The 14,369-nt window shown below is 67.2% G+C and carries 9 protein-coding genes; 5 read left to right on the top strand and 4 right to left on the bottom strand.

The window, feature by feature from the left end:
• Positions 1-57 precede the first annotated feature (57 nt).
• Both ACTJJM_RS06975 and ACTJJM_RS06970 read right to left on the bottom strand, forming a co-directional pair.
• Positions 58-2,256, bottom strand: a complete 2,199-nt coding sequence (locus ACTJJM_RS06975) for a TonB-dependent siderophore receptor (RefSeq protein WP_440865333.1) — start codon at positions 2,254-2,256, stop codon at positions 58-60.
• Positions 2,257-2,388: 132 nt separating this feature from the next.
• A complete protein-coding gene (locus ACTJJM_RS06970; protein ID WP_049455347.1) occupies positions 2,389-3,084 on the bottom strand; it encodes an alpha/beta hydrolase in 696 nt (231 codons plus the stop codon).
• Between the two features lie 184 nt (positions 3,085-3,268).
• Here ACTJJM_RS06970 and ACTJJM_RS06965 point away from each other — a divergent pair, with 184 nt between their 5' ends.
• Positions 3,269-4,408, top strand: a complete 1,140-nt coding sequence (locus tag ACTJJM_RS06965) for an MFS transporter (RefSeq protein WP_010484275.1) — start codon at positions 3,269-3,271, stop codon at positions 4,406-4,408.
• An 81-nt stretch (positions 4,409-4,489) separates the two neighbouring features.
• Here the strand turns inward: ACTJJM_RS06965 and ACTJJM_RS06960 are convergent, their stop codons facing one another.
• Positions 4,490-5,608, bottom strand: a complete 1,119-nt coding sequence (locus tag ACTJJM_RS06960) for an alpha/beta hydrolase (protein WP_049434734.1) — start codon at positions 5,606-5,608, stop codon at positions 4,490-4,492.
• A 183-nt stretch (positions 5,609-5,791) separates the two neighbouring features.
• On the opposite strand from ACTJJM_RS06960, the gene ACTJJM_RS06955 reads away from it, so the two are divergent.
• From ACTJJM_RS06955 to ACTJJM_RS06940, 4 genes are all read left to right on the top strand, one after another.
• Positions 5,792-7,138 (top strand): c-type cytochrome, encoded by a 1,347-nt coding sequence (locus ACTJJM_RS06955; protein ID WP_440865332.1) that lies wholly within the window; start codon positions 5,792-5,794, stop codon positions 7,136-7,138.
• On the top strand, positions 7,135-8,061 hold the full coding sequence (locus ACTJJM_RS06950) for a c-type cytochrome (protein WP_313470942.1): 927 nt from the start codon (positions 7,135-7,137) through the stop codon (positions 8,059-8,061). The genes ACTJJM_RS06955 and ACTJJM_RS06950 overlap by 4 nt, the downstream gene beginning before the upstream one ends.
• 115 nt (positions 8,062-8,176) lie before the next feature.
• Entirely contained in the window at positions 8,177-10,555 is a 2,379-nt protein-coding gene (locus ACTJJM_RS06945) for a TonB-dependent receptor (protein ID WP_329838069.1), read from the top strand.
• 8 nt (positions 10,556-10,563) lie between these two features.
• Entirely contained in the window at positions 10,564-12,672 is a 2,109-nt protein-coding gene (locus ACTJJM_RS06940) for a phosphocholine-specific phospholipase C (RefSeq protein WP_329838068.1), read from the top strand.
• 100 nt (positions 12,673-12,772) lie between these two features.
• On the opposite strand, the gene ACTJJM_RS06935 is transcribed toward ACTJJM_RS06940, so the two are convergent.
• Positions 12,773-14,368: an alkaline phosphatase D family protein gene (locus ACTJJM_RS06935; RefSeq protein ID WP_197576776.1), complete on the bottom strand. Its 1,596-nt coding sequence runs from the start codon at positions 14,366-14,368 to the stop codon at positions 12,773-12,775.
• Position 14,369 lies beyond the last annotated feature (1 nt).

The raw sequence follows: 14,369 nt of genomic DNA, 5'->3' as shown, positions 1-14,369 counted from the left end.
TGCTCGGCTGCGGTTTGACAGCCAGCCGAGCGTGGGCTCGGCTCTACAAAACCCGCGTCAGAACCTGTAGTTCAAGGTCAGCCGCACATTGCGCGGCTCGCCCCAGGTGTAGGTGCTGTACCAGTTGAAGATCGTGTAGTACCGCTTGTCGAACAGGTTGTTGACGTTGACCGTGGCCGACAGGCGATCGTTGAACTGGTAGCGCGCCAGCGCATCGAGCAACCAGTAAGGCTGCGTGCGATGCACCACCTTGGCCTGGGTGGCGGGATTGGTGATCTCGCCGAAGGTCGAATCCTGCCAGCGTGCGCCACCACCCAGCGTGAGCCCCTGCCAGGCACCGCGCAGGCGGTAGCTGGTGTGCAGGCTGACCTGGTTCTCCGGTTCCAGCGTGGTCACCTTGGTTCCCGCCTGGCGGGCGATCTTGTGGGAGAACCCACCCTGCACCTGCCAGCCCTCGGCCAGCTGGCCCGACATTTCAAGCTCATAGCCCTTGGTACGCACGCCCATCAACGCGCGGTAGGCATCCTGGCCATCCGGCGTCTTGCCGCCGGTAGGCTGGGCGAAGTTGTCCTGATCAAGCTGGAAAAGCGCCGCGCTGGCATTGAGGCGTCCATCGAAGAACTCGGCCTTCAGCCCCATCTCGTAGCTGCGGCCTTCCAGCGGATCCAGCGCTTTGCCCTGCTCGTCGCGCTCGCTGTGCGGCTTGAAGATGGTGCTGTAGCTGGCGTACACCGAATAGTGCTCGCCGAGGTCGTAGACCACGCCGGCATACGGCACATAGACGCCGGTCTCGCGCGTGTCCGGCGAACGGTAGCTGGCCAGACGGCTGCCGACGATCAGCTTCAACGGATCGGCCACGTCGAAGCGGCCGACCACGTACAGGCCGTTCTCGCGGGTCACTTCATTGTTGTCGTAGCTGCGCTGCCATTGCGGCTCGGCAATGTCGCCATTCCAGCTGCGGTAGTCCGGCACCGTATCCGGGAACCCCGCCTGCGCGCCGTAGCCGGTATTGGTCCAGCGCTTGCGCGAGGCACTGCCGCCAACCACCAGCTCATGCTCACGCCCGAACAGGCCGAAATGCCCGCTCACATAGAAGTCGGCGGCATTGCTGACGGTCTTGCCAACGTACTTCCCGAGCCACAGGCTGACGCCCTCGCCGGTCAACGGATCGGGATTGCCAGCGGCGGCACCGGCCAGTGCGGCGTCATAGCCGTTGACCTGGTGGTTAAGCTGCAGCTTGGCAATCCAATCGTTGGCGAACGTGTGCTCCAACGTGGCGAAACCGGTACGCACGTACTGGCGCCAGCCGGCCCATTGCGCACCATTGTTGAACCAGCGCGGCATGCGGTTGAAGTTGCCGGCGCTGTCCAGCAGCGGAATGCCGCCCCACGTGGAGCCCTTCGGGTCGCTGTCCATCACGTCGCCACCCACGGTCAGCAGCGTGCGCTCGCCCAGATCGGCTTCCAGCACCGCGTAGCCGACCTTGCTGGTGCGCTGGTAGTAATCGAGATTGGAATGCTTGTCCTGCCAGGCGCCCACTGCACGACCGCGCACGCGCCCATCGGCGGTCAGCGGGCCGCCGACATCGATCTCGGCACGGTAGTCATCCCAGCGCCCCACACCCAGCGTCGCGCTGCCGGCGAAGTCCTTGCCCGGCTTCTTGCGCACCAGGTTGATGGTCGCGCCGGGATCGCCCATGCCGGTCAACAGGCCGGTGGCGCCCTTGAGCACCTCGATGCGGTCATAGATGGCGGTATCGCTGAGCGTGTTGCCCGCCGAGTAGGCCGAGTCACGCGACATCGGAATGCCATCGTACTGGAAGTTCTGCACGGCGAAGCCACGTGCGTAGTACTCGGTGCGCTCGCTGTCGTAGGTGACGATGCTGATGCCGGGGGTCACCCGCATCACGTCATCGATGCCGTGCAGGCCGAAGTCATCCATCTGTGCGCGGGTGATCACGCTGATGGTCTGTGGCGTCTGTCGCGGCGTCAGCACCAGGCGGGTGGCGGTGGCGATGGTGCCGGGCGTGTAGGCGCCGCTGCCCTCGGTGATGGTACCGAGCAGGTTGGCAGTGACCTGCACGGTCTGCAGGGTCTGCGAGGCGGGTGCCGGTTTGGCCTTGTCCTCGTCCTGGGTGGACTGGGCACCAGCGGTGCCGCTGCTCAGTGCAAGCAGTAGCAGGCCTTGAGCCAGTGCATGCGGCAGCGGCAGGCGACGCGGAAACAAGCGCGGAAAACGGACAGGCACAGACAGCACGGCGGGACCTCCACGATAGGGTGGGATCCTCTGGCGGCGGCTTGAGGGAAGAGAGGGACGCGGCCGGATGGCCGCAGGCGCAGGAGTGTACTCCCCTGCGCCCCGGCTGTCGTGCGGTGTACTGGTGCGGGATCAGGCGCCGATGGCGGCGCAGGCCTCCAGGATCAGCGCGGTCACTTCCTTCGGCTGCGAGGCCAGTGAGGCATGGCTGGCATCAAGCTCCAGCAGGCGCTTGGGCTGCATTCTTGCGGCCATGGCTTTCTGGTTTTCCGGCGCGATCATGCGGTCGTGGCGGGACAGCTGGTACCAGCTCGGCAGGTGCTTCCACGCCGGATCGCTGACCGTGTCGCCGAAAGTGCTGGCCAGCGGCGCCTTCTGGGTCACCGCCATCACCCGGCCCTCGTCGGCACTCAGGTCCTGGCAGAAGCTCTCATGGAACTTGTCCGCACGCAGCCAGAGGTAGCCATCGCTGTCCGGTGCCAGGTTCGGCGCCGCCTCCGGCAGGTGCTGCTGGGTGATGCCACCCGGGCTCTCGCCGGCATCAGGCGCGAAGGCAGCGATGTAGACCAGGCCCTTCACGTTGGGCTCGTTACCGGCCTGGCTGATCACCGCACCGCCGTAGGAGTGGCCGACCAGCAGCACCGGACCGTCGATCTGCCGGATCATTTTCTGGGTGCGTCCTGCGTCGTCGGCCAGCGACGTGAGCGGCAATTCCACCGCCTGCACCCGGTCGTGGCCGTTGCGATGCAGTTCCAGGATCACCTTGGCCCAGTGTGCGGCCCCGCCCCAGAATCCATGGACGAGGAGGATGGTCGGTGTCGTGCTCATGTACGGATCTCCGGCAGCGGCCGGCGGGGTGCCGACCGTGCAGCCACTGTCCGTGGGCGACGTTAATCGCTGGTGACGCGATCGAGTCACTGCAATCGTATGCGTCGCCCGATGTCACGCATGGCACTTGCCGATCCGGCCTGAAAACGTTTTCATGAACGTCCCCTGGAGCTTCGCATCGCGCATGACGCCTTCATCCCCACGTGCCCAGCAGCACGCCACCCGTGCCGCCTTCTTCATTCCCGGATTCGCCACCGCCGCGTGGGCGCCGATGGTGCCCTACGCCAAGGCCAAGGCCGGGCTGTCCGACGCCAGCCTTGGCGCCGTGCTGCTGTGCCTCGGGCTCGGCTCGCTGCTGGCGATGCCGTTGGCGGGCGCGCTGACCGGGCGGCTGGGTTGCCGACGGGTGATGGTGATCACCTGCGCGATGATGCTGTGCGCCCTACCCTTGCTGGTGCTGGCGCCCTCGCCGGTGGCGCTGGGCGCGGCCCTGTTCGTGTTCGGCGCCGGCGTCGGTGCGCTGGATTGTGCGATGAACATGCAGGCGGTCGCGGTCGAGCGCGACGCCGGGCGCGCAATGATGTCCGGCTTCCACGCCTTCTACAGCATCGGTGGCTTCGTCGGCGCCGGCTGCATGACCGGCCTGCTGATCCTGGGTACACCGCTGTGGCTGGCCGCGCTGGTGTCGGTGGCGGCACTGCTGCTGGTTGCGGTGCTGTCGGCGCCGCACTGGCGACCGCAACGGATCCTGCACGAAGGCCCACTGCTGGCGCTGCCGCACGGCGTGGTGCTGTTCATCGGCGTGCTGGCCTTCGTGGTGTTCCTCGCCGAGGGCTCGATGCTGGACTGGAGCGCGGTGTTCCTGGCCGAAGTGCGGCAGGTGCCGCGTGACCAGGCCGGCGCCGGCTTCGCGCTGTTCACGCTGGCGATGACCGCGATGCGCCTGTTCGGCGACGGCATCGTCGAGCGCCTCGGCCGCACCCGCACGCTGGTCTTCGGCGGCATCACCGCCGCAGCCGGGTTCACGTTGGCCACGCTGGTACCGTCGTTCCCGGTGGCGCTGGCGGGCTATGTGCTGGTCGGGCTGGGCTGCGCCAATATCGTGCCGGCACTGTTCTCGATGGCCGGCCAGCAGCGGGTAATGCCGGAGAGCATCGCCATCACTGCGGTGACCACGCTGGGTTACGCCGGCATCCTCGCCGGCCCGGCAGCGATCGGTGCACTGGCACACGGCACCAGCCTCGGCTTCGCCTTCCTGTGCGTGGCCGCGCTGCTGCTGGGCGTAGCCGCATCCGCGCGAGCACTGGCACGACGGGTGGCCTGACAGAAAAAGGGGACGGAGGGGATTAAGTCGTTTCCTGCACACCTGGGCTGGAAACGACTTAATCCCCTCCGTCCCCTTTTCTCAGCTGCGCGTCAGCCACTCGGCCTGGGCCGGCAGTTGCGGTGCCGGGCAGGCGCTCTGCGGATGGTGCTCGTCGCGCGCCATCCAGTCGCCGACCACGCCAGCCAGCAGATCCAGCCGCAGCGGCAGGGTGATGTGGTCCTCGCCGCGCATCTCGATGTAGTGGGCGCGCGGATTGGCCTGGGCCAGCTCGCGGCCCTGGCTGACGGGTATGTGCTGGTCGCCCTGCCCGTGCAGCAGCAGCACGCAGGCGCGGGTATCAGCCAGCGCGCGCGCTACATCCACGCGGTCCAGATCGACGTCGATGCGGCGGCTGGCGGCGGCGATCACCTGGTTGATGTCCTGGCCGCCGTAGCGCCAGCGCGCGTACGACGCCACCGCCTGCGCCTTCAGGCCTTCCGGCTGCAGTCCCATCAGGTGCGGGATCATCGTGCGGATCGCCACACCGGCATTGGCGAACGATTCCATCGCCACCACGCCTTCCACCTGGTCGCCGAGCTTGTCGGCGGTGAATACCGCTGTGGCCGCGCCATAGGACACGCCGAACAGGTACAGCGGGCCGGTCACTTCACCACGTGCGCGCAGCTCGCTGATCACATCGACCACGTCATCCGATTCATAGGTGCCATAGCCGGACGGGCCAGCGCCGGACTGTCCATGGTTGCGCAGGTCGAGCGTGACCACGCGGTAGCCGGATTCGGCCAGCTGCAACGACCACGGCAGCATCGAATCACCGTTCATCATCCAGCCGTGCAGCAGCACCACGGTGCCGCGCGGTGCCTGCGCGCGGAACGGTCGCGGTACTGCCAGGCTCAGGCCGGTATCCAGCGGCAAGCCGTTCTCGTGGCGCTGCGGCAGATAGTGGTAACGCGCGCCGTAATCGCCGGGATCAAACACACGCCAGAAGATCGGCACGCCATCGCGGCCCGGCGCGAAGCCGTGGCGGTTGGGCAGTTCGGCGATGGCCGCAGCGATGCGCGGGCGATCAAGCAGGGTCGATACGCCACCCGGTGCGATCAGCCGATCGGCGAGCGAGGTGGACGAGGCATTGATCGAGGACGAGCATGCAGCCAGCCACAGGCCGGCGCACGCCAGCAACAACAGCAGCAGGCGCTTCATGGGCAATCGGGGAAAGGGTGCGACAGCGTGGCAGGTTAGCGACGCGGGCGTGGGCCATCTATCGCGCGCGGATGACGGCTTGATGACAACGCAGGAACGATTCAGCTTGGTGTAAAAGCTGTATCCGTTCAGTCATTGATCCGGATCAATGAACGCGCGCGCGGGATTCCCCACAGTGCCGCCATGCGCACCTCGTTCAAGCTCGCCATTGCCCTGGCCGCCACGCTGGCCGCCGCCTACGGCATCGCCCGCACCACGCCCTACTGGTTCGCACCGCGACAGACGGCGCAGGTCGACATCCACGATCCGACGCTGATCACGCAGGGACAGTACCTGTCGCGCGCGGCCGACTGCGCGGCCTGCCACACCGCGCCAGGCGGCAAGCCGTTCGCCGGTGGCCTCGGCATGCAGACGCCGATGGGTACGATCTACTCGACCAACATCACGCCCGATCCGGATACGGGCATTGGCGCCTACGACTACGCCGACTTCGAGCGCGCGGTACGTCGCGGCATCCGTCACGATGGGCAGCCGTTGTATCCGGCAATGCCGTACGCCTCGTACGTGATCGCCAGCGACGCCGAAATCAAGGCGCTGTACGCCTACTTCATGGGCTCGGTGCAACCGGTGAAGCAGGACAACGCCGACAGCACGATCCCGTGGCCGGCCAACATGCGCTGGCCACTGGCCTGGTGGCAGCTGCTGTTCGCACGCCCGCGCACGTTCAACCCTGATCCGTCGCTGGATGCCAGCCAGCAGCGCGGCGCCGAACTGGTGGAAGGCCTGGCCCACTGCGGCGCCTGCCACACGCCACGCGGGTTGGCGTTCCAGGAAAAGGCGATGGCCGATGATGGCAGCCGCCATTTCCTGTCCGGCTCGGTGCTGGAAGGCTGGTATGCGAAGAACCTGCGCAATGAATCGACCGGCCTGGCCAGCTGGAGCGAGGGCGAGATCGTCGACTTCCTGCGCACCGGTCGCACCGATCGATCGGCGGCCTTCGGTGGCATGGCCGACGTGGTCGAGCACAGCACGCAGTACCTGTCCGACGCCGACCTGCTGGCCATGGCCCGCTACCTGAAGCAGCTGCCAGCGCGTGAGGGCCGTAGTGCGCAGTGGTCCCCCGGTACCGACACCACCACCGCCGCACTGCGCAGCGGCGACTACCGTGTCGCCGGTTCGCTGGCCTATGCCGAGCACTGCCAGGCCTGCCACCGTGCCGACGGGCGCGGCATGCCCCGCGTCTATCCGGCCCTGGCCGGCAACTCGATCGTGTTCGCCGATGACCCCAGCTCGCTGGTGCAGGTGACCCTGATCGGCGGCCGCACGCCGCATACCCCGCATGACCGCATGGCCTTCACCATGCCGGGCTTCGAGCAGCTGCCGAACGCGCAGCTGGCACAGATCCTGACCTTCATCCGCAGCAGCTGGGGCAACCAGGCCAGCGCGGTGAGCGAGGTCGACGTGGCGCGCATGCGCCGGGTGGTGCGCGACAAGCCGGTGCACTACGTTCCGCAGGAGGCCGCACAATGAAGCGTTCGCGCACGCGTTCCCGCCTGCTGATCGGCAGTGCGATCAGCCTCGTGGTGCTGGCCGGCGCCGGTACCCTCGCCTACCGTCATCTGTATCCGGACCTGGATGCCGCTGTGGCCAGCACGATCGATATCCTCGATGCGCAGGGCAAGGTGGTCGGCCACTACCACGCACCCAGCGCCGAAGAGATCGCCGGGCTCGGCAATGCCGAATCGGTGATGCTCGGCCGCCGCATCCTCAACGAGACCGCACGGCTGCTGCCGGACAATGTCGGCAACGATCTGAACTGCAACTCGTGCCACATGGCCGAAGGCAAGCGGCCGTTCGGCAATCACTACTTCAATACCGGCGGCGGCGCCTATCCGCGCTACATGCCGCGCCCGGGCAAGGTGATCGGGCTGACCGAGCGCATCAATGGCTGCCTGCAGCGTTCGATGAACGGCAAGCCGCTACCGAAGGACGCGCCGCAGATGCGCGCGATGCTCGACTACATGGCGTGGCTGAGCAGTCCGGTGCCCGGCGGTGCAAAGGTGGACGCGCCGAGCGAGGGGCCGATCGACAGCACGCTCACCCCGGACCCGATCCGTGGCCAGGCGCTGTACGCCGTGCAGTGTGCCGCGTGCCATGGCGACAACGGCGAAGGACGGCGCGACGCCAGCGGTGACATCGCCTTCCCGCCACTATGGGGCGACCACAGCTTCAACATCGGCGCCGGCATGGCGCGCCTGTACAAGGCCGCCGGCTTCGTCAAGCACAACATGCCGCCGGCGGTGACCCGCGAGCCGCCACTGGGACAGCAGGTGATGCCCGACCAGGACGCGGTGGACATCGCCGGCTATTTCATCAACCAGCCGCGGCCGGACTTCGCCAACAAGGGCAAGGACTGGCCGCGCGACCCGAAACCCAAGGACGCGCGGTACTGAAGCAGGCAGCAGGTGCCGGCCGTCACACAACACGGTTCCTGCATCTCTACGTCATGTCGATGTCATTGGTGCTGCCGACACTCGGGGGCTTCTCTCCCTTCAAGGTCCGGTATCGATGCGAACGATTGCGCGCTTTCCCCGTGTTTCGCTGCTTGCCCTGCTGATCGCCCCCGCACTGGACGCCCTGGCCGAAGCACCGCAGGGCGAGACGGCCGAAGCGCGCAGCAGCGATGCCCGCACCCTCGACCAGGTGCAGGTGATCGGCCAGGCCACCAGCTACGCCAAGACGTCGGTGCGCGCAGAAACACTGAACCGGCAGACGGTGATGAGCAGCGTCAACGATGCGCTCAATGAAGTGCCGGGCGTGGTGGTCAGCGAGGCCGATGCCACCGGTTCGTCGGTGTGGGGCACGCAGATCAGCATGCGCGGCTTCGTCACCAACCGCGATACGCAGCAGATCGGCACCACCATCGACGGCCTGCCGAACGGTGGTTCGGGCTACGGCGGTGGATCGTTGGCCAACCGCTACATCGACACCCTTGATCTGGAGACGGTGGAAGTGAGCCAGGGCACCGCCGATATCTCCTCGCGCTCGAACGAGGCGCTGGGCGGCACGCTCAACTTCCTCACCAGCGATCCGCTGCAGGACAGCCGCCTGCGCTTCGTGGTCGGTGCCGGTGACAACGAGGCACGCAAGTACTACGTGCGCTACGACACCGGCTTGCTCGGCGGCCACACCCGCGCCTGGGTCAGTGCCTCCTCGTCGAAGGTGCACGACTGGATCGACGGCACCGGCCACGCCAGCAACGACCACATCGCCGGCAAGTTCATCACCGAACTGGACCGCTGGACGCTGACCGGCTACCTGTCCTACAACGACGCCGACGAGCCCGAATACACCAGCGTTTCGCCGACGGGCTTCGCAACCAACCCGGAGCGCGACAACCTGGTCGGCACCCTCACCGGCATTCCCTACCTGGACCAGAACTACCGCTCCGGTTCACGCGCCCTGCGCGAGAACACCTTCGGCTACCTGCGTGCGGCCTTTGACGGCGGCAATGGTTTCAAAGCGTCGGTGGCCGCCTATGGGCATCGCATGCAGGGCCGCGGTGACTGGCTGCCACCGTACCTGGCGCAGGTCAGCGATGATGGTGCGGGCCGCCCCGAGTCGGAGTACCTCGGTGGCAAGACCGTGTACGGCGGCAGCAACCGCGGCCAGATCTTCTTCGTCAATCCTGATGGCAGCGCGGCACAGCGGCTGGCCAGCTGCACGCCACGGTTGGGCTTCACCGCCGAGTACGATCCGAACTGCTACGCCGGCAACGTGCTGGGCGCGCAGTCGTATCGCCACACCCACTACGACAACGACCGCATGGGCGTGACCGCCGACGTCGAATGGCGGCAGACCTTCGGTGCGATCGACAACACCATCCGTGGCGGCCTCTGGGTGGAGAAGCTGGACCGTTCGGCACGCCGTGACTGGCACCGCCTGCTCAACGTCGGCCAGGACATCGCCTTCGACCACCAGCCGTACTGGGTGCAGTTCGAGGACAAGTACAAGGTCGACGAGCAGATGTACTACGTCGAGGACGTGGCCCGCTTCGGTCCGTTCAGCGCGCGCCTGGGCGTGAAGCAGTTCTTCGTCGACCAGTCGCGCCGCCGCGTGATCGGTGCCAGCGAGCACGTCAAATCCGATTCCAGGTCCGATCCACTGTTGTCCACCGGCGTCACCTGGGCACCGGGTGTGGAAGGCATGGAGCTGTTCGCCGGCTTCTCGCAGAACTTCGCCGCCATCCCCTCCGGCGTGCTTGGCGAGACCGACCCGCAGCGCTTCCGCAACGTCGAGCCCGAAACCGCCGACAACATTGAAGTGGGCATGCGCATCAGCCGCTGGCCGCTGACCGCCTCGGTCACGCTTTACAACATCAAGTTCGACAACCGCATCGTCTATCTGCCGGCAGGCTTCGTCAGCGGCATCGACTACCTGGGCGAGACCGACGGCGTCTATGAGAACTTCGGTGGCGTGGAAAGCAACGGCCTGGAAGCGGCGTTCGGCTATGGGTGGAACAACGGCTGGCGGATCAACGCGGCCTACACCTACAACCGCTCCAAGTACCTGGGCAGCGGCAATGCCGCGCGTGATGCCCAGCTGGGCATCGTCGACGGCGCCAAGGTGATCGGCCAGCCGGAGAACACCCTGGTGCTGTCGGCCGACTGGCAGGGCGCCAACTGGAACTTCGGCCTGTCCGGCCGTTACCTGGGCACGCGCTACCTTGATGCCGCCAACGTCAACACGCTGCCCTCGGCCACCGTGTTCAACGCCAACATCGGCTTCGACCTGCAGGGGCTGTCGCCGCGCCTGAAGGGCATGGGTGCCAACCTGGTGGTGAGCAATCTCACCGACAAGCGGTATCTTGCAGGGGTGGACGGCCGCGACAACGCCTTCATCGGCGCTCCGCGCACCGTCGGCATCTCCTTCCGCGTGGACCTGTGAGTGAGCCCGTGACCGATATCGGCCGACGCCGGTTGTTGCAGGCCGGCGTTGCCGCTGGCCTTTCCCCGCTGCTGCCCAGCATCGCCCGGGCCGCAGCGATCGCGCCTGCGGCGCAGACCCGCAGTCTGGAAGACCTGCAGCACATCGTGGTGTTCATGCAGGAGAACCGTTCGTTCGACCACTACTTCGGCACGCTGCCGGGGGTACGTGGTTTCGGCGACCGCTTCGTGGCCCCTGCGCCGGCGCTGCAGGCCGGCGGCCGCACCCGCAGCCTGTGGCTGCAACCCGATGCCAGCGGCCAGCGCGCGATCGCACCGTTCCCGCTGGATACCGCCGCGCACTTCGGCTACATGCGGGTGGAGGGCACACCGCACACCTGGCCGGACGCACAGCGTGCCTGGGACCACGGGCGCATGGGGCAATGGCCGAAGGCCAAGCAGAACCACTCGATGGGCCACTTCCAGCGCAGCGACCTGCCGTTCCAGTTCGCCCTGGCCGATGCCTTCACGATCTGCGACGCCTACCACTGCGCGATGCAGGCCGGCACCAACCCGAACCGGGTGTTCCTGTGGACCGGCCACAATGATGCACACGCGCGTGCTGGCGGCCCGGTGATCGCCAACTCGCACGACAATTTCCCCGAACAGGGCGGGCATCCGGCGTCGTACCGATGGACCAGCCATGTCGAGCGCCTGCAGAACGCCGGCGTGTCCTGGCAGATCTACCAGGACATGGCCGACAACTTCACCGACAACCCGCTGGCCGGTTTCGAGGTATTCCGCCAGGCCCATCGCGCCGCGCCGGGGCATGACCCGCAGTTGCGCGCACGCGGTGTCAGCACCCGTGGCCTGGCGCAGCTGCGCCAGGACGTGATCGGTGGGCGCCTGCCGCAGGTCAGCTTCATCATCGCCGACGCGGCCGGCAGCGAGCATCCCGGCCCCTCCAGCCCCGCCCAGGGCGCGGCCTATACCGCGCGCGTGCTGGACGCGCTGACCGGCGATCCAGAGGTGTGGAGCCGCACCGCGCTGTTGCTGATGTTCGACGAGAACGACGGCTTCTTCGACCACATGCCGCCACCGGCACCGCCTTCACCGCTGGGCACCGGCTGGGCCGGTGCGTCTTCGGTCAGTACCGAGGGCGAGTACCACCGCCATCCGGCACCGGGCGACGAGAAGTACGACCTCGCCGAACTGCGTGGCCGCCCATATGGGCTGGGTCCGCGCGTGCCGCTGTATGTGATCTCGCCGTGGAGCCGCGGTGGCTGGGTCGATTCGCAGGTGTACGACCACACCTCGGTCATACGGTTGATCGAACGTCGCTTCGGTGTGGCCGCACCGGACATCTCGCCGTGGCGCCGCGCGGTCTGCGGCGACCTGAGCAACGCGTTCGACTTCGCCCAGCGCGATACCCGCCCGTTCGTACGCGGCCTGCCGGACGTGAGCGCGGTGGCCGCGCGCGCCGCCGCCCTGCCGGGACGCACCGTGCCCGCGTTGCCCGAGGGACTGAAGCCGGCGAAACAGGAAAGCGGCGTGCGCCCGGCGCGTGCCCTGCCCTACCGGCCGCAGGCATCGATTGCCGCTGTCGACGCCTCGGGTGTGGATCTGGCGCTGTCCTGCGAAGGCGCAGCAGCAGTGCTGCATGTTTACGACCGGCTGCGGCTGGATGCGGTGCCACGCCGCTACACGCTGCTGCCGGGCATGCCGCTGCGCGAGCGCTGGCCGCTGGACGCCCAGGGTCGCTATGACCTGTGGCTGCTGGGCCCGAACGGCTTCCACCGCCACTTCCAGGGAGCGGCCACGGGTCCTGCCGTGCAGGCTTCAACCGATCGTGCGGATGGCCAACTGCGGCTCCGCCTGCGCAATCTGGGTGACAGCGCGCAGCAGGTGCGTGTGCAGCCGGGCGCCTATGCCGGGCATATGCCCGAGCAGACGCTGGTGCTGCCCGCACATGCAGAGACCGCGTTGGCGTGGGACGCAACGCCCACCGCAGGCTGGTACGACCTGCTCGTCGGTGCGGGCGACAGTGCCCTGCGCCTGGCCGGCCGCGCCGAGGATGGGCGCCCCGGCACCAGTGATCCGGCGATGGGCAGCGAGCCATTGCGGTTCGAGCACGATTGAAGGATCTCTGTAGAGCCAAGCCCATGCTCGGCTGCTCTTCGATAACTGACCGGAAAAGCAGCCGAGCATGGGCTCGGCTCTACAGGCCAGACCGGTAGGATCAGGCCTCCTGCAGCCCCGGCCGGCCGTGCTCCACCGCGTAGCGCTTCCAGCTCTGCACCGCGCCATTCGGCTGCATCACGGTATCCAGCGTCTTCATATCGCCGATCCACGCATCGCGGGTGACATCGCACAGCACGTAGCCACGCTTGTCGATGGTCGCCTTCAGATAGGGGCTGTGCGCAAGCTGGTTGCTGGCATACGCGTCCACACCCTGGCCATCGGCGCCGGAAGTGATCGACGTGGCGAGGAACTCGCTGGAGATCACGCCCGAGTCACGGTGGTCCTGCACCAGATCACTCGCATAGTGGCGATGCGCGTCACCGCAGGCAGTCACTACGTTCCCGAAGCCCACCTTCTGGATGTGGTCAAGCAGGCGCCGGCGGCTGTCCAGATAGCCTGACCACTGGTCGTCGGACGATTGCACCACGCCGTCCTTCTCGCGCATGTAGTTGCCCAGCGCCACCTGGTGGGCGATCGTGTGCCAGCGTGGTGCAGCATCGGCCAGGCCGTCGAACAGCCAGCGCTCCTGCTTCGCCCCCACAATGCTGCGCTCCGGCGATTCCACCTCCTCACGCAACGCCATGTTCACCTGCTTGCTGCGGTACTGGCGGGTGTCGAGCAGGTGCAGGTCCATCAGCGTGCCGTAGCGTGCGCGCCGGTACATCTGCATGTGGCCATCGCGCGGGAATGCCGAGCGGCGCAGTGGCATGTTCTCGTAGTAGGCCTGGAACGCCTGTGCGCGACGCAGCAGGAACACTTCGCTGGGCGTGTCATCCTGGTCTTCGGCACCAGCCCAGTTGTTGTCCACTTCATGGTCGTCAAAAGTGACGAACCACGGTGCCGCCGCATGCGCGGCCTGCAGGTCGGGATCGCTCTTGTACTGGGCGTAGCGGCGGCGGTAATCATCCAGCGTGTAGATCTGCGGGCCGACGTGGTTGCGCAGGTTGGTGAACGGCTGGCCGTTCATCTTCCGCAGGCCCGGCTGGCTTTCGCCTTCGTAGATGTAATCACCGTAGTGGAAGACGAAATCCAGCGGTTCCTCGGCGATGCGCCGCCACGCGGTGTAGTGGCCTTCTTCGTAGTGCTGGCAACCGGCCACCGCAAAACGCACACGATCCACTGCGGCCGTGGCTGCGGGCAGCGTGCGGGTACAACCGACCGCACTGGCGTGGCCGCCTACGGCAAAGCGGTACCAGTAGGGCCGTCCGGGCGCCAATCCGTCCAGCTCCACGTGCACGGCGTGGCCGAGTTCGGGATGCGCCATTGCCGAACCCTGGCGCACCACCTTGCGCATGCCATCGTCTGCTGCCAGTTGCCATTCGACCGCCATCGGCCGGGTCGGCATGCCACCGCCGAACACCAGCGGTTCGGTCGCCAGGCGCGTCCACAGCACCACGCCATCGGCCGAGGGATCACCCGAGGCCACGCCCAGGGTGAAGGGTGTGCTGGCAAAGCGCGGCTTGGCCAGCAGGTTGCGCGGGTTCAGCGCGGTGGCATCGGCCTGCGCGGCCAGCGCGTGTGCCGTGCCCATCCAGGCACCGGCAGCGGACAGGCCGGCCAGGGCCAGGAATCGCCTGCGATTGATCGTCTCCACG

The organism is Stenotrophomonas sp. 22692 (assembly GCF_052045015.1).
In the GTDB taxonomy this organism is placed as follows: Bacteria; Pseudomonadota; Gammaproteobacteria; order Xanthomonadales; family Xanthomonadaceae; genus Stenotrophomonas; species Stenotrophomonas geniculata.
Note: the sequence above shows the minus strand (reverse complement) of the source record. Positions and strands in the feature narration are given on the sequence as shown.

Coding starts and splice junctions, on each gene's coding strand:
- ACTJJM_RS06970 (WP_049455347.1), bottom strand. CDS start 3,084: ATGAGCACGACACCGACCATCCTCCTCGTCCATGGATTCTGGGGCGGG.
- ACTJJM_RS06965 (WP_010484275.1), top strand. CDS start 3,269: ATGACGCCTTCATCCCCACGTGCCCAGCAGCACGCCACCCGTGCCGCC.
- ACTJJM_RS06960 (WP_049434734.1), bottom strand. CDS start 5,608: ATGAAGCGCCTGCTGCTGTTGTTGCTGGCGTGCGCCGGCCTGTGGCTG.
- ACTJJM_RS06955 (WP_440865332.1), top strand. CDS start 5,792: ATGCGCACCTCGTTCAAGCTCGCCATTGCCCTGGCCGCCACGCTGGCC.
- ACTJJM_RS06950 (WP_313470942.1), top strand. CDS start 7,135: ATGAAGCGTTCGCGCACGCGTTCCCGCCTGCTGATCGGCAGTGCGATC.
- ACTJJM_RS06945 (WP_329838069.1), top strand. CDS start 8,177: ATGCGAACGATTGCGCGCTTTCCCCGTGTTTCGCTGCTTGCCCTGCTG.